The following is an 18,810-nucleotide window of genomic DNA, read 5'->3' as shown; positions in this document are numbered from 1 at the left end:
TCCGATCGCCGCGGGCGATCGGAACGGCCGATGGCGGCTATCAGCCATCCGCTCCGGCGCTGATTGCCGCTCGGGTGTGGCGCGGCGATAATTTGTGCCACCTCCAGGATTCCGGTCGCCGCACGAGCACGCACCGGCTCTACTCGATCGGCGATGTCCATGCCCCTGGTCGACGACCCGCTCGCTCCGCGCATCGCCGTCGTCGGCGCGACCGGCGCCGTGGGCGGCACGCTGCTCGAACTCATCGAGGACCGGGGTCTGCGCTACCGGCAACTGCACTTGGTGGCCTCCGCCCGCTCGGCCGGGCTCGACATCCGGGTGGGGGAGCGGGATTACCGGGTCACCGACCTCACCGCGTTCCACTTCGGCGACGCGGACGTCGTGTTCTTCTCCGCGGGCCACGCGGTCAGCCGCGCCTGGGTCCCGGTCGCGGTCGCGCACGGCACGCTGGTGATCGACCACTCCTTCGCGTTCCGGATGAACGCCGAGACCCCGCTGGTCGTCCCGCAGGTCAACGCCGCCTTACTGGACCGCCGTCCGCCGTCCGGTGTGATCGCCAACCCGAGCGCCGTGACGATCCCGCTGGTCCGCGTCGTGCGCGACGTCGAGCGCCGCTGGGGGGTGCGCCAGATGGTCGTCAGCACGTACCAGGCCGCGTCCGGCTGCGGCCACTCCGGCATCGAGGAGCTTCAGGAGGCGTCCCGGCTCGCCCTCCAGGACCCGCAGGCGGAGATACCGGCCAAGGAGTTCACCCCGGCGCTCGCCTTCAACGTGGTGCCCCGGATCGGCCAGGTCCTGGACGGCGGCTCCACCCTCCAGGAGCACAAGCTCCTCCAGGAGTCACGCAAGATCCTGGACCTTCCCGGCCTTGACGTGTCGGCGACCTGCGTCCGGGTACCGGTGGTCAACGGCCACTCGGCGGCGCTCTGGGTCGAGTGCCTGGAGCCGGTCGAACGGGGGGAGTTGAGCGCGCTGCTCGGCTCGCTCGCGGATGTGACCGTCCACGACGACGGCATGCACGGCGACGTCCCGACGCCCACCACGCTGGGCGACCCGAACCACATCCACGTGGGCCGCATACGGGTCTCCCCCACCAATCCGAAGAGCTTCCTGCTCTGGCTCGTCACCGACAACCTGCGCGTGGGCGCGGCCCTCAACGCGCTCCAGATCATGGAGGAACTGGTGGCAAGGGGCCACCTGTGAGCGGACCCGGCGCGGTACGCCTGTGCATCCGCCTGCGCCACGTCGCGAGGCGACGTCCGGCCCGGAACACGCGGCGGCCGCCGGTACGTCATCCACGTACCGGCGGCCGGACAACGTCCCGGGTCTCGGGCCCGCCCTCAGCCCACCAGCTGAAGCTGCTCGCGCTGCGGCGCACCCGCGTGCGGCTGCGTCCTTGCCTGCGGACGTGCCGGGAGCCGGTCGTCCTGGGCCATGAACTGCGCCATGTGGTCGACGAACACCCCCATCTCCCGGGTGTACTGCCGGCCCCGGCGCCACGCGATCTGCGTGAACACCTCGAACGGCGGCTCCCAGTCGAGGACCGCGAGCGTCGCGGCGGCGACCGCGTCGGCCACCGCCATGGCGGGCAGCACACTCACGCCGAGCCCGGCCGCGAGCCCGCGCTTGACGGACTCGATGTTGCCGAACTCCAGCAGCTCCACGGGCCGGCCCGCGCTGTCGTCGAGTTCCGCCTCGAACAGCCCCCGGTACACCGACCCGGCCTCGGGCGCCAGGACGCGCGCCGCGCGCAGATCCTCGGTGCTCACGTGCCGCGACGACGCGAGGGGATGCCAGGGCGCGGCGACCGCGACCAGCGGCTCGCGCCCCAGCACCTCGGTGCGCAGCCCCGGGTGCTCGGTCCGCGCCGCCATGAGGAACCCCATGTCGAAGGCGCCCTGGCGCAGCGCCTCGCACGTCTGGGCACACTGGCTGGGGCGCGGCGCGAGCTGGAGCAGTGGGTAGCGGTGGTGGAAGTACTCCAGTACCGGCGGCATGCGGTACGACGTAAGGCTCTCCGGCATGCCGATGGTGAGGACGCCCGAGGGCTCCGCCCAGCCGGTGGTCTTGTCCCGGGCCTCCTCGACCAGGGAGAGGATCTGCTCCGCGTACGGTACGAGCCGTTCCCCGGCCGGGGTCAGCCGGATCCGTCCGCGCAACCGCTCGAACAGCTCGACGCCCAGGGCCACTTCGAGCCCCTTGACCTGTGCGGTGACGCTGGACTGCGCGTACTTCAGCTCGGCCGCCGCCCGGGTGAAGCTCAGCAGCGTCGCGACGCGGTGGAAGGTGGTCAGCTGTCTCAGGTCCACGCCGGCTCCCGACGGGCCGGGCGGCCGGCGCGGGGCACGACGGCCATCGGGTGTCACTGCCAGCCCATGTCCTGCTGGGACACCTGGCCGGGCGCGAAGCCCTGACCGGCGGCGGGCGCGGCCGAGGCGACCGCGACGGCGGCCGGCCCGGGGGCGGCGCCGGCGGCCACGGCGGGGGCGAGCAGCGCCGCGGCGGTGAGAGCGACGGCCTTGGCGATACGGGCACTGAGCATGTCCGGCGTCCTTTCGGGACGTAAAACCATGGCGAGGATTCACGGCTGAGAACTTGTTCCTGGCGGAGTCGTCCGCCTCGGAAGTAGCATCACCGCTGGTGATCCTTGGGGGGAAGGAAAACGGCGGGCCGCATTGGGTCATGACCCAAAGTGGCCACCGTGTCACCGAACGGCCCGACGGTGGGCCGCCCCCGCGCCTGGAGAAGGACGTTGGAGCAACACACCGCCGGATCGGGGGACTGAGCGATGCTGGAACTACTGGGACTGGATACGCCAACAGAAGCGGTGTACCGGGCCATGCTGGATCGGCCTCAGGACGACGTCGCCGCCATCGCGCGCCGCGTGGACCTCGCCGAGGACGCCGTCCGGGCCGCCCTGGACATGCTGACCGAACTGTCCCTCGTCCAGCCGTCCGCGGGCTCCGCCCAGCCGCCCCGGGCGGTCAGCCCCGAGCTGGGGCTCGACTACTTGCTGGCCCGCAGGCAGGCGGAGTTCGCCCTTCAGCGCCAGCGCATCGCGGAAGCCCGTACGGCTGCTTCGCAGTTGATATCGGAGTACGCCGGCCGTCATCCCGTGAGCGGCCCGGTGAGCATGGAGCACCTGGCCGACGTGGCGCAGATCCGTGCCCGGCTGGCGGTACTCACCGACAACGTGCGCCGGGAGGTGATGGCCTTCGCCCCGGGGGGCGCGCAGACCGAGGAGAACATGGCGTCCGCGCGGCCGCTGAACGAGCGGCTGCTGGGGCGCGGGGTGGCGATGCGCACGATCTACCTGGAGAGCGTGCGCGGTTGCGCGGCGAGCGTGGCGCACGCGAACTGGCTCACCGCGATGGGCGGCCAGGTCCGCACGGCCGGGGAACTCCCGCTGCGCATGACGCTGCTTGACCGTACGACGGCTGTGGTCCCCCTCAACGACGAGGACAGCAGCGAGGGCGCCGTCGTCATCACGGGCAAGGGCACGCTGACCGCGCTGTGCACCCTCTTCGAGACGGTCTGGGAGAACGCGAGCCCACTGAGCGACAAGCCCCGCCGCGACGCCGACGAACTCGACCGGCAGGAGGCGGCGACCCTGCGGCTGCTCGCCGAGGGCCACACGGACGAGGGCATAGCCAAACGCCTCGGCGTCTCACACCGCACGGCCCGCCGCATAGCGACAGGCCTGATGGACCGCCTCGGGGCCCGCAGCAGATTCGAGGCAGGCGTAAGAGCGGTCCAACGCGGCTGGCTCCCCCACGACGCGTGACGCCTGCGGCGGGCGGGGCGGCGGGCAGTTCGCGCTGGCCAAGCGGGTTGCGCGGGTTGCGCGGGTGCGCGTGGGCCACGCCGTCGTGCGGGTACGTGGGCGGCGCGGGTTACGCGGGCGGGCGCGGGCCACGTGGGCGTGCGGGTCACGTGGGCGTGCGGGTTACGCGGGCGGCGGGCGCATGGCCGGGCGCGGCCCGAAGCGCTGGCGCCGGCGCCGGAAGACGGCACCACGACCTGAACCGGTGGCGCCCTGGTCCACCGAACGGCGTGCGCCGGGGTCGGCTAGGCAACCGGGCCGGCTCGGCAACCGGGCCGGCTCGGTATCCCGGGGCGAGCTCGTCGGCCGGGCGGCCTCGGCAACCCTGGGCGGGCTCGTCGGCCGGGGCCGACTAAGCAACCGGGGCGGGCTCGGCCACCGCAGTCGCCAGCTCGGCAGCCGGGTCTGGCTCGGCCACCGCAGCCAACCGGCTCGGCAGCCGGGCCGGACCGGCAACCGGGGCGCGCTCGTTGGCCGGGGCCGACTCAGCACCCGGGGGTCGGCGCGGCGGCCGGGGCTGGCTCGGCCACCGCACTCGATCCGGCTCGGTAACCGGGCCGGATCGGCAACCGCAGCCGGCCCGGCAACCGGGGCCCCGGGGGCTCCGCCCCCAACCCCGTTCGGGCTGAAAGGCCCTCGTCACCCGGCCCGACGGTCACTCACCAACGGCACCCACCAACGGACACTCACCGACGGACGCTCAGGGGCCGCTGGTCGGTCCAGACGTCCTCCACATGCGCCAGGCACTCCTCGCGGGACCCGCTGACGCCCACACCCCGCCACCCCGCCGGTACGTCGCGCCCCTCCGGCCAGATCGAGTACTGCTCCTCATCGTTGATCACAACGGCGAAACGGCCCTCTTGGTCGTCCTGGACCACGACCCACCTCCACGGATTGCTAGGTCTGCACGGACCAGCCTGTGCGGCCCCGCCTCCCGCCACAACACCCCGCCGATGCAAGCTCCCGAACCCCCACATCGACAGATCCGATGCCGCCACCGACGGATCGCCGACCAACTCACCGGCGCCAAGCTCTCAACTACGTTCGAGCAGAGGAAACCTCGTCCGTACCCTGCCGGAGCCGCACCACTTCAGCCGTCAACTGGGAGCCCGTGCATGAGCGATCAACCGGATCAGCCCCACCAGCCCGACCAGCAGACCAAGAAGCCCTTCTTGTACGTCGTCGTGTGCGCGGCCGGAATCGCCGGTGACGTCGGGAAACTGATCACCGCGGCGCAGGAGGCCAACTGGGACGTGGGTGTGGTGGCCACCCCACAGGGCCTCGGCTTCATCGATGCCAAGGCAGTCGAGGGGCAGACCGGGTACCCGATCCGTTCGGCATGGCGCTCGCCCGGCGAACCGCGTCCTCTGCCGCCCGCGGACGCCATCGCGGTGGCCCCGGCGACCTTCAACACGATCAACAAGTGGGCGGCGGGGATCTCCGACACCTTGGCCCTGGGCATCCTGTGCGAGGCGCACGGCTTCGGCATCCCCACCGCTGTCCTGCCGTACCTGAACTCGGCCCAGGCCGCCCACCCCGCGTACAGCCGGAACCTGGACCGGCTGCGCGAGATGGGCGTCCTGATCGGCGCGTACGACCCCCACAAATCGAAGGCCGACGGCGGCGCCGACCGCTTCCGCTGGGACGAGGCCCTGGACCTGCTCACCCCGGGCCGCTTCAACAAGCAGGGAGACGGAGCGAAATGATCGAACGAGTCCGAGCCGTCCTCGTCACCGCGGACGACACGATGCTGGTCATCCGCCGCACCAAGCCCGGAGTCCCCGTGTACTGGGTGCTGCCCGGCGGCGGGGTCGAGGAGAGCGACGAGTCCCGGGAGGCCGCACTCCACCGGGAGATCCACGAAGAGATCGCGGGGAAGGCCGACATCGTCCGCCTCCTTCACACGATGGAGTCCGCCGAAGAGCGCCAGCTCTTCTACCTCGCCCGCATCGCGACATGGTCCTTCGAAGACCGCACCGGCCCCGAATTCAGCGCAGAGGGACGCGGTGGATACGCGCTGGAGGAAATCCCGCTGACCCTGGAGGGACTCGACGGCATCGATCTCAAGCCCGAGCAGATCGTCCATGTCCTGCGGGGCGCCATCGGTGTCGGCGCGCTCGGGGCTGGAGCCGTGGTCCAGCCGCACGACATGCGCGCATGTCACCCAACCCAACGCTGAGTTGGGTTGGGGCGCCTGTGGAATAGGGCTTGTACCGCTTAATACGGCGTGGAAATCCGTCCCGTAGGGCACGCGAATGTCACGTGGCGAGAAATGGGCTCGGAACACGAAGAAGGCCCCGGTCACCGACCGAGGCCTTGACTATGGAGCGAGTGACGGGAATCGAACCCGCGCTCCAAGCTTGGGAATCACGTGGGGCTCCAGCAGTTAAATGGCGTCTGACCTGCGTAAACGGAGTCCACGAGGTGGGTTAGGGGTAGTTGCACGGCACCCCTTGGGACCGCTGTTCACCGCCCCGAATGGCATGTAATGGCACGAGCGCGCCCCCGAGCCTTCTGAGTAGGGGGCGCGTGCCGCTTTGGGCGTTCTGCCGTGGTCGGAACTGTGCCGGGTCGGTTCTCGGACCGAATCGCCGGACGAGGCAGAGTGCGGCGGTGGTGGCGTAGCCGAGGCCGAAGGTGATGCCGAGGAGGTCGCCGGAGGTCTCGCCCAGGGTGACTGCCACCGACTCCAGCAGCCAGAACAACAGCGTCACTTGGGGCAGTTTGCGCAGGGCGGCGTCGGAAACGGACGATTCCGGTCAAGCGTTCCCAGTACGGCCGGCCGTACTGCGGTCCACCACCGCTGACTGCTGGCGGCCGGGTTGCTCCCGTGCCGGCCATGGACGTCGAGGCTGCGGGCTGACCGCCGTGGACTGTTTGACTACACCTGTGTAGACGACTCACATGGCCTCTGAGTAAGGTATGCCTTCGCTAACTGAGGCGAGCGCCTACGCGGGGCTGGGAGAGAACGGCATGTGGGACGACGCGTTTCCGAGCTTCTTGATCGGGCTGAGAGAGGGACTTGAGGCGGGGCTGATCGTCTCGATCCTGGTCGCCACACTGGTGCGCGCCCAGGCCAAGTCCCGTCTGCCGCAGGTGTGGACCGGGGTGCTCGCGGCGGTCGCGCTGGCGATGAGCTTCGGGGCGGTGCTCACCTTCTCGGCCGCCAGCATGTCCGGGACCGCTCAAGAGGCGTTCGGCGGCACTCTCAGCGTGGTCGCCGTCGCCTTCGTCACGGCGATGGTCTTCTGGATGCGCCGCTCCGCGCGCAGCCTCTCCGGCGAGATCAAGGAGAAGGTCACCGGAGCGCTGGCCATGGGCGCGGGCATGCTCGTCGTCACCTCGTTCCTCGCGGTGGGCCGTGAGGGTCTGGAGACCGCCCTGTTCCTGTGGACCACGGCCCGCGCGGCCGGCGAGTCCTCGGGTCCGATGCTCGGCGCCGGGATCGGCATCGTCCTCGCCGCCGGCCTCTGCTGGGGCCTGTACCGCCGGGTGCTGAAGATCAACCTCACCAAGTTCTTCACCGCCACCGGCGCCGTCCTCATCGTCATCGCCGCCGGAGTACTCGGCTACGGCCTGCGTGACCTCCAGGAGGGCGGGGTACTGCCCGGCAAGTCCACGTACGCCGTCGACCTGAGCCAGAGCATCGACCCGGCCGCCTGGTACAGCACCCTCGTCCAAGGGGTGTTCAACCTGACGCCGACCATGACCTGGCTCCAGGTCATCGCCTACGTCGGCTATCTCGCCATCGTGATGACGCTGTTCGTGCGAGGCGTGCGGACGGCGGCCGAGCAGCCCGCCAGGCAGGACAAGCCGGCGAAGTCTGCCGCCCCGGCGAGTCCGGCCAAGGACACGGGGTCCACCGACCCGGCGAGTCCGGCCAAGGACACGGGGTCCGCCGAGAAGCCCGCCCGGCAGGACAAGCCGGCGAAGTCTGCCGCCCCGGCGAGGCCGGTCGAGGTCGCAGGGTCCGCCGACCCGGTGAGTCCGGCCAAGGACACGGGGTCCGCCGAGAAGCCCGCCAGACAGGACAATCCGGCGAAGTCCGCCGCCCCGGCGAGGCCGGTCCAGGTCGCAAAGTCCGCCGAGCCAGTCGCCGAAGCCGGACCCGCGAAGGCTCCCGCCCCGGCTTCTGGAACCGACGCCGCCGGGTCCGAGGCCCCCGCACGGCGTCGGCCCGCCTGGGCAGTACCGGTCGCCGTGGTGACTGTCCCCGCCGTCGTAGCGGGCGCGGTCGTGGCCCTCAGCGGGTCCAAGCCGTCCGATGCCCAGACCGTCGCCGTGTCCGAGAAGGAGTGCGGCAAAGGGTTCACCGCGCCGCAGCCCGGCCGCCAGACCTTCCAGATGCACAACACCGGCGACAAGGCATCCGAGGTCTACCTCATCGACCCGGCGAGCAACGCGGTGTACGGCGAGATCGAGGGCCTGGCCCCCGGTACCACCCGGGACCTGGTCGCCACCGTCGCGGGCGGCTCGTACGCCTGGCGCTGTGTGCCCACCGGCGGCAAAGCCGTCACGTCCGCCGCCGTACGCGTCAGCGGTGGCAGCGCGGCCAAGGCGGTCGTGCCGGTCTCCGAGGCCGACCTGGCCACGCCCCTCACCTCGTACAAGCAGTACGTGAACCAAGGTCTGACCACCCTGGTCGCACAGACCAAGCAGCTGAGCGACGACATCGCGGGCGGCGACCTGGACGCCGCGCGCACCGACTGGCTCACCGCACACCGCACCTACGCCTCGCTCGGCGCCGCCTACGGCACCTTCCAGGACTTCGACAAAAAGATCAACGGACGCACCGCGGGTCTCCCGGACGGCGTGAACGACAAGGGCTTCACGGGTTTCCACCGCGTCGAGTACGGCCTGTGGCACGGACAGTCGGCGGGCGACCTCGCCGCCCCCGCGGCGCGCCTCGCCGAGGACGCGGCCGGTCTCCAAAAGGCGTTCCCCACCCAGGACTTCGCCCCGGGCGACCTCCCGCTGCGCACCCACGAGATCCTGGAGAACACCCTTCAGTTCGAGCTGACCGGTGACGCCGACCAGGGCAGCGGGACCACGCTCGCCACCGCCGACGCCAACCTCGCCGGCACGCGCGAACTCCTCGGTGTCCTGCGCCCGCTGCTCGCCTCCCGCGACGCCGGGCTCCTGCCCAGGATCGACGGCGACATCGACCGCGTACAGAAGCTGCTCGACGCCGCGCACCACGACCAGAGCTGGACCCCGGTCGGTCAACTGGGGGCCGCCACGCGCGCCCGGCTGAACGGCGCGACCGGGCAGCTCCTCGAAGACCTGGCCCCGGTGCCGGACCTCCTGGAGATCCGGAAGTCCGCCTGATGCACGCCGAACAACGCCCCGCACGCCTGGAAGGGAACCCCGACATGCCCGCCCAAACCTCCGCCCCGCAAGGCGGTTGCCCCGCCGGACGGCGCTCGTTCGTCAAGACGGCCCTGGGCGCGGGCGCGGCCGGCGCCGTCCTGGCCGGCGGGGGCTTCGCGCTCAGTGGGATCGGTGGGAACGGTGTGACTCCGGCACACGCGGACAGCGCCGCTGACAGCGGCAAGGTGCCCTTCCACGGCGCCCACCAGGCCGGCATCCTCACCCCGCAGCCCGCGGCGGCCACTTTCGTCTCCCTCGACGTCATCGCCGACAGCCGCAAGGACCTCGCCGACCTGCTGCGCACGATCACCGAACGGGCGCGCCATCTGACCGCGGGCGGCGCGCCCGCCGATCTCGGCGTCGGCGCCCCGCCGTCCGACAACGGCATCCTCGGCCCGGTGGTCCCCGCCGACGAACTGACCGTCACGGTCGGGGTCGGCGCCTCGCTCTTCGACGACCGGTACGGGCTCGCCAAGGCCAAGCCGGTGCGCCTCACACCCATGCGAACCTTCCCCAACGACAACCTGTCGGCCGCCGAATGCCACGGCGACCTCTCGTTGCAGATCTGTGCGGCCCGTCAGGACGCGGTCCTGCACGCGCTGCGTGACATCGCCCGGCACACTCGCGGCGCCATGCAGATCAAGTGGCGCATCGACGGTTTCCAGAACGCGCCCCGGCCCGCCGGCGCTCCGCGCAACCTGCTCGGCTTCAAGGACGGCATCGCCAATCCGGACGTGAAGTCCAAGCGGGAGACCGACCGGCTGATATGGGTCGGCGACTCTCTGGGCGAGCCGCCCTGGGCGGTCGGCGGCAGCTACCAGGTCATCCGTGTCATCCGCATGCTCGTCGAGTTCTGGGACCGGGTCTCGCTCACCGAGCAGGAGAAGATGTTCGGCCGCCGCAAGGACACCGGCGCCCCGCTCGACGGCGCGGCCGAGAGCGACAGCCCCAACTACGCCAAGGACCCGCACGGCAACGCGATCCCACTGGACGCGCACATCCGCCTCGCCAATCCCAGGACCGCACAGAGCGACAACTCCCGGATTCTGCGCCGGGGTTACAACTACGACCGGGGCGTCGACAACGTCGGCAACCTCGACATGGGCCTGGTCTTCTGCTCCTACCAGCAGGACGTCAAGCGGCAGTTCGAAGCGACCCAGGAACGCCTCATCGACGAACCCCTCGCCGACTACATCTCCCCGACCGGTGGCGGCTACTTCTACGCGCTGCCGGGCGTGAAGGACTCCTCCGACTGGCTGGGCCGGGGCCTCCTCGCGGCCTGAGTCGTGCCCCCTGCGGTGGCTGACCGCGTGGGGCCGCCCGGTCGCGTACGCGCGCCCGGGGCGAGCCGCGTCGAGAACCGTCCACGGCGTCGACGAACAGCGGCCGGCTCGCGGCAGAGCAACATGCGCAGGGCCACGATCACGGCGATCCATCAGGGGCCGCCACTCCGGCGGCCCTTCGCCCCGTACCCCCGCCGCGCAGGGCTGCCCTAACGCCCCTGTCTCGCCCGATAGCTGCGGGCCCGCCGCGTGCGCGCGGAGCTGGTTTCCGCACCGGCAACAGCGAGACGCACGGGCCTGCGCCAGTCAATGCGCGATGCGCCAGGCAGCAGCGGAGACGGTGTTGCGCGATCAGCACAACCACTTTCGCCGCAGCCCGTTCGGCCTCCTTTTCCGGCCGGGCCCGGCCGCCCGCTCACCCCCACTCCTGAACCTCTACATCGTGTAGTAGATTCCCGGAGCAGCCGCACCCGGCCGGTTCTCCCGGCATGCGGGGCGGGCTGCTCCGCGTGCTCTTCAGGAGGCTGATCGCCTGTGTCCCGTCGTGCCGTCCCGGGTGACGCCCGGCCCGCCTGCCCCACCCATCCCGCCGGGCCCCGCCGGGTCACCATCGTGTCCGCCGGCGTCGGCGCGGGGCACGACGGTGCCGCCGACGCGCTCGGCGCGCAGTTGGAGGAGGCCGGTTTCCAGGTGGACCGGCACGACTTCCTCGATCTGCTGCCGGCCCGGCTCGGCCGGGTCCTCTCCGGTACCTACCACCGGCTGCTGACCGCCGCGCCCTCCGGCTATGAGCGGATCTACGCCGCCACCGAACGCTCCGGCTCACCCGGGCCGGTCGTCCGCGCCCTGTTCCGCAGCGCCGAGCTCCGCATGCTCCGGGCGATCGGGCCGCAGTCGCAAGCGGTCGTGTCCACCTACCCGGGCGCGAGCCAGGTGCTCGGCGCGCTGCGGCGCAGCGGGCGCCTTGGCATCCCCGCGCTCACCTACCTCACCGACTTCTCCGTGCACCCGTTGTGGGTGGCCCCCGGGATCGACGCGCACCTCGCGGCCCATCCCGTTCCGGCCGCGCAGGCCGAGGCGCTTGGCGCGGCCCGCGTGCTGGTGACCGGGCCAGTGACGGCCGCACGATTCGCCGCGGTCACGGAGCCGGACCGGTGGGCCGCTCGCGACGATTTCGGACTGCCGCACGATGTCCCGCTCGCTCTGCTGGTCGCCGGGTCCTGGGGGGTCGGGCCGGTGCGTGAGTCCGCCGCGGAGATATGGGACAGCGGGGCCGCCGAACCGGTCGTCGTCTGCGGGCGCAACACGGCGCTTGCCGAGCAGTTGCGCGCCGACGGGTTCCGGTACGTGCACGAGTGGGTGCGGGACATGCCGCTGTTGATGCGCGCCTGCGACGTCCTGGTGCAGAACGCGGGCGGGCTCACCTCGATCGAGGCGTTCGCCAGCGGGCTGCCCGTCGCCAGCTACCGGTGCATACCGGGCCACGGCCAGACCAACGCCGTCGCCCTCGACGAGGCGGGGCTCGCCGCCTGGATACGAGAACCGGAAGACCTCGCCTCCGTACTCACCGGTCTCCTCGGGGGACCGCTCGGTGAACGCCAGCGCGCCGCCGGTCTCGCACTGTTCTCATCGGGCGCCTCCCCGGTCGCCGCCATCACCGCGGTGGCCACTCCGGCTGAGCTTCCGGTGGCGACCCGGCGTCCCCAACTGCCGCATCGCACAACGAAGTTGGCGGCCGCCGCGCTCGCCGCCGCTGTCTCGCTCGGGATCGCAGCCCCGCTGGCCCATGCCTACGAGTCCGATCCCGGGCGCCTGTCCACGGCAGCCCACCGTCTCATCGAGAGGTATGAACTGTGAGCTCCCGTGCCGCCAAGGCCGCCCTGCTCGCCGCGACCGGGGCGCTGCCCGCCCTCGCCGCCGTGCACGCGGCGCCCGCCGTGTCCGCCCTCGGCCCGCTGCGCACACGTACGATGCCCCGGCTCTCGGGGCGGGGCCGCCCCGACCACATCGCGCTGACCTTCGACGACGGGCCCGACCACCTCTCCACCCCGCACTTCCTGCGCCTCCTGGACCGCGAAGGAGTGCGCGCGACGTTCTTCCTGCTCGGCTCGATGCTCGCCCGCTCGCCCGGGCTCGGCAAGGAAATGGCGGCCGCCGGTCACGAGATCGGCGTGCACGGCTGGGCGCACCGCCCGCTGGTCCTGCGCGGCCCCCGCACCACTCGCGACGACCTGGCCCGGGCCTACGACCTGATCTGGGATGTCACCGGCGGGCCACCCCGCCTCTTCCGGCCGCCGTACGGGGTGATGAGCACCAGTGCTCATCTGGCGTGCCGGGGACTCGGGCTCACGCCCGTGCTGTGGACGGCCTGGGGTGAGGACTGGCGCCGCCGGGCCACGGCCCGCTCGGTGCACGACACGGTGATGGGCTCGCTGCGCGGCGGCGGCACGGTCCTGCTCCACGACTCCGACTGCACCTCGGCCACCGGCTCGTGGCGCACCACACTGGCCGCGCTGCCCGCCCTCCTGGACACCTGGCGCGGCCGTGGCTGGCAGACCGGCCCGCTGCGCGACCACGGCTGCGACCGGCTCTACTGCGCGTAGTAGCTTGGGATCCGCCCGGTGACCACCGGGCTCCCACAGCGACGGAGGAGTACGGGCGTGACGGACGACGGCGCCGCGACGGCCGGGCGGCGGGCGCCCGGTGAGCTGGAGAACGAGGTGCTCGCCGCGCTGTGGGCAGCGGGCGCGCCCGCCACGGCCGGCACCGTCCGCGAACAGGTGACCGGCGACCCCGCGTACACCACGGTCCTGACCATTCTGTCCCGGCTGCACGACAAGGGCCTGGTCACCCGCGAGCGGGCCGGGCGCGGCTACCTCTACTCCCCCGTACGGGACGAGGCGGGACACGCAGCCGCAGGGATGCGGGCGCTGCTGGAAAGGGGCAGCGACCGGGCCGCGGTACTCGCCCGGTTCGTGTCCGAACTCGGCACCGAGGACGAAGAGATCCTTGAGCAGTTGCTGCGCGGGCACAAGGAGGGCTGAGCGGTGCGCTTCGCTCTCTTCACTCCCCTCGCGGTCAGTGCGGTGCTCGCCCTGGCGGCGCCCTGGGCCGGCGGCCGGCTGCCACCGCGCATGGCGGCCTGGCTGTTGACGCTCGCCTCGATGGTCGCGGCCCTCGGCACGGCGACCGCGCTGGGCATGGCGGCCTTCACCCTCATCGGGCAGATCCCGGCGGTAGCGGCGGAAGGCGAGTGGTCGCCGGGCGTGCTGGCCGCGCAGGCCCCGGTCAACTCGCTGGTCGCCACCGGCTGCGCGCTCGCCCTGGCCGGGTGTGTGGGCGCGCTCGCGGTCGGTGCCTGGCGGCAGACGGCGGTCTGGCTGATGGCCCGCCAAGAGTGCCGGGCGCTTCCAACCAGCGGCGATCTGGCGGTGGTTGACGATCCGGTACCGCAGGCGTTCGCGCTGCCCGGCTCGCCCGGCCGTGTCGTCGTGTCATCAGGGATGCTGCGGGCGCTGTCCGCCGACGAGCGCACCGCGCTGCTCGCGCACGAGCGGGCCCATCTGCGCCACCGCCACCATGTGTTCCTGCTGGTGCTGCGCCTTGCCTCGGCGCTCAACCCGCTGCTGCGGCCCGTCGCCCGGGCCGGGAGCTTCGCGGTGGAGCGCTGGGCGGACGAGGAGGCAGGCACTCTCGTGGGCGACCGGCCCCTGGTGGCACGGGCGGTCGCCCGAGCGGCACTGGCGGCCAAGCGGGCCCCGCGGCACTCGCTCGCGGCGACCGGCGGCCCGGTGCCCCAGCGCGTCCGGGCGCTGCTCGCTCCGCCGACGCCGCTGCGCCGCGATCTGGTCGTGGTGCACGCGCTGCTCATGCTGATCTGCTGCTTCAGCCTGGCCCTGTCCGCCGACGACATGGACGAGCTCTTCGACACGGCCTCACCGGGCCACGTGCACATGGAGGCGGGCCAGGCCCATCACCACCGCCACGAGCACCAGTAGGCGGCGGTCGGTCAGCCCAGGTCCGCCAGGAGGGCGTTCAGTTCGCTCTCCTGCTGTGCCGGAGGCATCGGGGAGTTGTCGTGGTCGATGCCGAAGGTCTTGAGCATTTTGTCCATCTGGGCGTCGATGGAGGTCCAGCCGGTGTCGTCCAGCGGCTGGAGCGAATCCTGGTCGGCATCCCACAGGTCACGCAGCGACTGGGCGGCCGCATGCGCCCCGGCCGCGTCCCCCGAGCGTGCGTCCTTGAGCGAGGTGGACGCGAGGGTCCGCAGCGCATCGACCTTCGCGGGCGGGAACGCCTTCACCGCCTGGCCAGGAGGGAGCTGGACGGCGGAGGTGGCGTCGGTCTCCGGCGCCGGGCCGACGTGCGGCTGGGCGTGGGCCCAGCTCAGCAGGGCCGCGGTGGCGACGGCCAGTACTTCGAAGCCGGCCAGCGCGATGCGCTCCTTGCGCCGGTTGCCGGTGGCCTGGGTGGCGTGGGTCGCCTCGTGGGTCTCGGTCACATCCGCGCGCGTCACCGTGAGGTAGACCACCGTCGCCAGAATCAGGCCGAGGAAGATCAGGCTGGTGGTGAACGTGCCAAGCGCGAGACCGGTCGGGTCGCCCGGGTTCTGCGCGACCTTGGGCGAGGCGAGCCAGTCGCCGATGTTCGCGCCCAGCGGGCGGGTCAGGATGTAGGCGAGCCAGAAGGACAGCACCGGGTTCGCGCCGAACCGCCACAGCCCGGTGATCGCCGCGATCAGGCCGAGCGGCAGCAGCACCGAGGCGCCCGGACTCCAGCCGGTCAGCTCCAGAGTCCAGTCGCCGGTCGCGGTGCCGAGCGCGAAGGTGACCAGGACCGCCAGCCAGTAGAACGACTCCCGCGGCAGGGTCGTGACCGAGTGGATCGACAGCGTGCGCTCGCGCAGCCACCACACACCGAAGACCACCGCGAGCAGCAGCGAGAAGACGGCGGAGCTGATCCACAGCGGCACGTTCAGCTGGTCGGTCAGGATGTCGGTGTACAGGGTGCCCGTGACGCTGACTACGACCACGGTCAGCCAGTAGGGGAACGGTACGTACCGCTTCAGCCGCAGCTGGACAGCCAGGACCACCACGAACACCGCGGTGAAGATCCAGGCCGTGTTCACCAGGCCGACGCCCAGCTGGGTGTTGATCCAGTCGGCGAAGCTCTCACCGACCGTCGTGCACAGGACCTTGATCACCCAGAACCAGACGGTGACCTCGGGAACCTTGTTGAGCATGAGCCGCCCGCGGTGCGTGCGTCCCTCGGTTGTCGTTGTCATGAGGGGAGGGTTACGCGGGGAACCTGCAAGCAACCTGACTACGCGGCTGGGAGCGTCACCTCGACGTGACCGCGGCCGTCCGCGATCGCGCGGACCTCCACACCGGCCGAGGCGGCGATGCGCCGGACCACCGGCAGCCCGAGTCCATATCCGTCGCCGCCGGTCACACCCGCTTCGAAGACCCGGTCGACCTCCATGGGATCGAACCCGGGGCCGTCGTCCAGGACATCGACCACGATGGCCTCGCCCTGGATGCGCGCGGTGATCCATACGCGTGATCGTGCGTGCCGCAGACCGTTCTCCAGCAGGGGCGACAGCAGCGACACGACGACATCGTCCGCCACGGCGACGTGGACCTTGGCGGGAAAGTCGATCTCGACCGCGCGGCCGGCGATCGCCTGGCGCGCGGCGGAGCGGAGATCGCACCGGGTCCCGGCATCTGTCCGGGCACGCGCGGCAAGCAGAAGCGTCGTGATCGCCGCATTGAGCCGGTCGACCTCGCTCAGCACTGCCTCCGGCGCCACCGGGTCACCGGACAGCTGTGCCAGCTGCGCCTCGCCCCGAAGGACCGTGAGGGGCGTGCGCAGCTCGTGGGCGATCTCATCGGTGAGCCGGCGCTCGTCCGCCAGCGCGTTGTCCACGCGTTCCAGGAGGCGGTCCAGGGTCTGTCCCAGTTCCCCGAACTCATCGCGCGGGACTCCGAGGTCGAAGCGGCGACCGGGTTCGTGATGGCCCCAGTCATCGGCGAGGGAGGCCATCTCGTGCACGACCCGCAGCGCGCGGCGCACCACAAGGTGCGCGACACCGCCGGCGAGGAGGATGGCGAGGCCGCCCAGTACCAGCGACAGGGCCAGGCTGTGCTGCTCGGATGTCTCATACGGCGTGAGGTCCACTCGTACGATCACCATGACGTGGTGGCCATCGACCGGAACGTCCCGCGCGTACAGGAGGTAGTGCCCGACCGTGGCCGTCTGCGATCGCCCTGAGCCTGCCAGCGCCTCGACGCGCTCGACCATGCTGCCCGGAACGTTCCCGTCGATCAGGCGGCCGTCGGCATAGACCCAGGCGACCTCGTCCAGCGCCTCGCTGCCGTTCTCCGTCAGTACGACACGGCCGCCGACCGCCGTGACGTTCGCCGCGACCGCCTCCGCGCGGGTTCGCGCCAGGTCGAGCGCATCGGTATCCGTCACCCGGCTCAGCAGCACATGCGAGACCACGACCAGGATCGCCACCACGACGCTGGCGATCAGCACCGTGAGCGCGACGACCCTCCTGCGAAAGCGCGTCAGTGCCATCGGTAGCCCACGCCGCGGACGGTCACCAGACGCTCAGCCACACCCAGCGGACCGAGTTTGGTCCGCAGCCGGCGCACGAAGGAGTCGAGGGTGTTGTCGCTGACCTGCGCTCCGTGCGGCCAGCCCGCAGCGATGAGGGCGTGCCGGCGCACCGCGTCGCCCTGCGAGGAGATCAGGCGGCCCAGGAGCCGGAACTCGGTCGGGGTCAAGCTCTGGCTCACCGAGCTGTGGGTCACCACGTGCTTCGCCGGATCGAGGGTGACCTCATGCGGCGCGGACGCCACGGTGGCCCGGCGCAACAGCGCTCGGACGCGGACCAGCAGTTCCGGGATGTCGAAGGGTTTGGTCATGTAGTCGTCGGCGCCGGCCTCGAATCCGCCCACCTTGTGATGCAGGCCGTCCAGAGCGGTGAGCATCAGCACCGGGGCGTCGACACCACGCGCCCGAAGGGCCAGGCAGACGTCGCGGCCGTCGGCGTCCGGGAGCCCGAGATCAAGGACGACCAGATCGGGCACCATCGCGAGCTGCCGCAGCAGACTGTCGGCCGTGGCGGCGACGGAGACGGTGTGGCCGTCGTGTTCCAGGGCGCGCTTGAGGATGCCGCGGACCGCCGCATCGTCCTCGCACACCAAGATGAGAGCCACGTGCTGACCCTAGATACTCCCGTCCCGGTTCTCCATCTGCCCTGGCCAGCCGCCCGACGGTCCAGAACACGCCACTGATGACGCACGTCCGTGCCCTCTGCCGCAGCCGCGACGGCCGGGCACGACTGGCCGAGCCGCGATGAAGGACCTCGTGGTCCGCGCCGGCCACTCCTCGGAGCGGGCCCAGCTGATCTATCAGCACTCCACGCACGAGTACCAGCGCAAGCTCGCCGGAGCCATCGACATCGACGTGCGTCGCCGACGTGCGGAGGCGGAGGCGGACGCGGCCGAGCGTGCGGCGGACGAGGGGGCGACCCCCGCCGTCCATCCGTTCGTCCCACGCGCCTGCGATACCGGCGCCCTGTCCGGCAAGCGGTGCAGGTCAATGAAATGCGTCTCTATGCGAGACGACCTGGCGAAGTGCCTGCCCGGCGGGGCTTGTGGCGCTCAATTCGGTGCGGTAATCGGTCCCTTGTGGCATGCGAATGGCACGCGCGCCCGAATTGGTCTAGACAACGAACAAGGCCCCGGTCTCTGACCAGGGCCTTCGTTGTGGAGCGAGTGACGGGAATCGAACCCGCGCTCTAAGCTTGGGAAGCTTATGTTCTACCATTAAACTACACTCGCAAGATCGTTCCCGATGCGGGAGCGGTCGTCGCTCACTCTACCTCATGCTCGGCCCTCGGTGGGTTCACCGGGGGCCTTCGTGCTGTCGGGGCTCTTTGGCGGGGGAGGGATCCCCGTGCCGGGGGCGGGAGTTGGGGCGTACCGTGGAGGGGGTGCGCGGGGGCGGAGTGCCGCGTGAGGTCCCGTCTTGTTCATCCCCTAATGTGGTGGTTTCTCCGTCCGTGGTTCGTTGAGCCCTGGCGCGCCCGTCGGCGTCTGCTGGGGCTTGTTGGGGAAGGGACTTGAGCGACTTGATGGACTCGTTGGAGCGCACCGTCGTCCGTTGCGCCGAAGGGCATGTCTTCACCACCGATTCGTTTCCGATGCAGCAGCTCGGCGCCGAGCGGATCGGGCCCGGCCGGCTGATCCGGTGTCCTCGGTGCGCGCGGCTGCGGCATGCCGTGCCGGTGCCGGCCGGCCGGGGCTAGGGCCTGACCGGCGGCGG

At 71.4% G+C, this 18,810-nt stretch carries 19 protein-coding genes and 1 tRNA gene; 12 read left to right on the top strand and 8 right to left on the bottom strand.

What is annotated here, in order from left to right:
* The first annotated feature begins 153 nt into the window (after positions 1 to 153).
* Entirely contained in the window at positions 154 to 1,203 is a 1,050-nt protein-coding gene (locus tag ACFYM2_RS01885) for an aspartate-semialdehyde dehydrogenase (protein WP_388832531.1), read from the top strand.
* A 137-nt stretch (positions 1,204 to 1,340) separates the two neighbouring features.
* Here ACFYM2_RS01885 and ACFYM2_RS01880 read toward each other — a convergent pair whose 3' ends face one another.
* Together ACFYM2_RS01880 and ACFYM2_RS01875 are read right to left on the bottom strand one after the other, a co-directional pair.
* Entirely contained in the window at positions 1,341 to 2,309 is a 969-nt protein-coding gene (locus tag ACFYM2_RS01880) for a LysR family transcriptional regulator (RefSeq protein WP_359002670.1), read from the bottom strand.
* 53 nt (positions 2,310 to 2,362) lie between these two features.
* The gene (locus ACFYM2_RS01875) at positions 2,363 to 2,542 is read right to left on the bottom strand and encodes a hypothetical protein (protein WP_359002668.1); all 180 of its coding nucleotides are present in this window, start codon (positions 2,540 to 2,542) and stop codon (positions 2,363 to 2,365) included.
* Between the two features lie 297 nt (positions 2,543 to 2,839).
* Between ACFYM2_RS01875 and ACFYM2_RS01870 the strand changes: the two genes are divergently transcribed.
* A complete protein-coding gene (locus ACFYM2_RS01870) occupies positions 2,840 to 3,784 on the top strand; it encodes a helix-turn-helix domain-containing protein (RefSeq protein WP_388458350.1) in 945 nt (314 codons plus the stop codon).
* Between the two features lie 725 nt (positions 3,785 to 4,509).
* On the opposite strand, the gene ACFYM2_RS01865 is transcribed toward ACFYM2_RS01870, so the two are convergent.
* Positions 4,510 to 4,800, bottom strand: coding sequence for an MbtH family protein (locus tag ACFYM2_RS01865; protein ID WP_388458490.1), 291 nt, complete (start codon positions 4,798 to 4,800; stop codon positions 4,510 to 4,512).
* Positions 4,801 to 4,938: 138 nt separating this feature from the next.
* Between ACFYM2_RS01865 and ACFYM2_RS01860 the strand changes: the two genes are divergently transcribed.
* Entirely contained in the window at positions 4,939 to 5,529 is a 591-nt protein-coding gene (locus tag ACFYM2_RS01860; protein ID WP_388832527.1) for a flavoprotein, read from the top strand.
* A complete protein-coding gene (locus ACFYM2_RS01855) occupies positions 5,526 to 6,002 on the top strand; it encodes an NUDIX domain-containing protein (RefSeq protein WP_388832524.1) in 477 nt (158 codons plus the stop codon). The genes ACFYM2_RS01860 and ACFYM2_RS01855 overlap by 4 nt, the downstream gene beginning before the upstream one ends.
* A 250-nt stretch (positions 6,003 to 6,252) precedes the next feature.
* Here ACFYM2_RS01855 and ACFYM2_RS01850 read toward each other — a convergent pair whose 3' ends face one another.
* Positions 6,253 to 6,537: a hypothetical protein gene (locus tag ACFYM2_RS01850; protein ID WP_359002658.1), complete on the bottom strand. Its 285-nt coding sequence runs from the start codon at positions 6,535 to 6,537 to the stop codon at positions 6,253 to 6,255.
* Positions 6,538 to 6,796: 259 nt separating this feature from the next.
* Between ACFYM2_RS01850 and efeU the strand changes: the two genes are divergently transcribed.
* The 6 genes from efeU (at position 6,797) to ACFYM2_RS01820 (ending at position 14,474) form a co-directional block, all read left to right on the top strand.
* Entirely contained in the window at positions 6,797 to 9,151 is a 2,355-nt protein-coding gene (gene efeU / locus ACFYM2_RS01845; protein ID WP_388833066.1) for an iron uptake transporter permease EfeU, read from the top strand.
* Between the two features lie 44 nt (positions 9,152 to 9,195).
* The gene (efeB, locus tag ACFYM2_RS01840; RefSeq protein WP_388832521.1) at positions 9,196 to 10,476 is read left to right on the top strand and encodes an iron uptake transporter deferrochelatase/peroxidase subunit; all 1,281 of its coding nucleotides are present in this window, start codon (positions 9,196 to 9,198) and stop codon (positions 10,474 to 10,476) included.
* 534 nt (positions 10,477 to 11,010) lie between these two features.
* Positions 11,011 to 12,333 carry a UDP-N-acetylglucosamine--N-acetylglucosamine transferase gene (locus tag ACFYM2_RS01835; RefSeq protein WP_388832518.1) on the top strand — a complete coding sequence of 441 codons (1,323 nt, stop codon included), beginning with the start codon at positions 11,011 to 11,013 and terminating at the stop codon, positions 12,331 to 12,333.
* Positions 12,330 to 13,079 carry a polysaccharide deacetylase family protein gene (locus ACFYM2_RS01830; RefSeq protein ID WP_359002652.1) on the top strand — a complete coding sequence of 250 codons (750 nt, stop codon included), beginning with the start codon at positions 12,330 to 12,332 and terminating at the stop codon, positions 13,077 to 13,079. Before ACFYM2_RS01835 ends, ACFYM2_RS01830 begins: the two co-directional genes overlap by 4 nt.
* A 57-nt stretch (positions 13,080 to 13,136) precedes the next feature.
* A complete protein-coding gene (locus ACFYM2_RS01825; protein ID WP_388832515.1) occupies positions 13,137 to 13,520 on the top strand; it encodes a BlaI/MecI/CopY family transcriptional regulator in 384 nt (127 codons plus the stop codon).
* Between the two features lie 3 nt (positions 13,521 to 13,523).
* Positions 13,524 to 14,474 (top strand): M56 family metallopeptidase, encoded by a 951-nt coding sequence (locus ACFYM2_RS01820; protein ID WP_359002648.1) that lies wholly within the window; start codon positions 13,524 to 13,526, stop codon positions 14,472 to 14,474.
* Positions 14,475 to 14,485: 11 nt separating this feature from the next.
* On the opposite strand, the gene ACFYM2_RS01815 is transcribed toward ACFYM2_RS01820, so the two are convergent.
* Genes ACFYM2_RS01815 through ACFYM2_RS01805 form a run of 3 tightly spaced genes read right to left on the bottom strand, consistent with a single transcriptional unit; the run spans position 14,486 to position 17,699 of the window.
* On the bottom strand, positions 14,486 to 15,760 hold the full coding sequence (locus tag ACFYM2_RS01815; RefSeq protein WP_388832512.1) for a hypothetical protein: 1,275 nt from the start codon (positions 15,758 to 15,760) through the stop codon (positions 14,486 to 14,488).
* Positions 15,761 to 15,798: 38 nt separating this feature from the next.
* Entirely contained in the window at positions 15,799 to 17,055 is a 1,257-nt protein-coding gene (locus ACFYM2_RS01810; RefSeq protein ID WP_388832509.1) for a sensor histidine kinase, read from the bottom strand.
* Positions 17,046 to 17,699, bottom strand: a complete 654-nt coding sequence (locus ACFYM2_RS01805) for a response regulator transcription factor (RefSeq protein ID WP_388832506.1) — start codon at positions 17,697 to 17,699, stop codon at positions 17,046 to 17,048. The genes ACFYM2_RS01810 and ACFYM2_RS01805 overlap by 10 nt, the downstream gene beginning before the upstream one ends.
* 139 nt (positions 17,700 to 17,838) lie before the next feature.
* On the opposite strand from ACFYM2_RS01805, the gene ACFYM2_RS01800 reads away from it, so the two are divergent.
* Positions 17,839 to 18,237: a hypothetical protein gene (locus ACFYM2_RS01800; RefSeq protein ID WP_388832502.1), complete on the top strand. Its 399-nt coding sequence runs from the start codon at positions 17,839 to 17,841 to the stop codon at positions 18,235 to 18,237.
* A gap of 15 nt (positions 18,238 to 18,252) precedes the next feature.
* On the opposite strand, the gene ACFYM2_RS01795 is transcribed toward ACFYM2_RS01800, so the two are convergent.
* Positions 18,253 to 18,326, bottom strand: a tRNA-Gly gene (locus tag ACFYM2_RS01795).
* A gap of 281 nt (positions 18,327 to 18,607) precedes the next feature.
* On the opposite strand from ACFYM2_RS01795, the gene ACFYM2_RS01790 reads away from it, so the two are divergent.
* A complete protein-coding gene (locus tag ACFYM2_RS01790) occupies positions 18,608 to 18,793 on the top strand; it encodes a hypothetical protein (protein ID WP_359006798.1) in 186 nt (61 codons plus the stop codon).
* Positions 18,794 to 18,810: the final 17 nt, after the last annotated feature.

Origin of the sequence: Streptomyces sp. NPDC006711, from assembly GCF_042869775.1 — a bacterium.
Lineage (GTDB): Bacteria > Actinomycetota > Actinomycetes > Streptomycetales > Streptomycetaceae > Streptomyces.
Note: the sequence above shows the minus strand (reverse complement) of the source record. Positions and strands in the feature narration are given on the sequence as shown.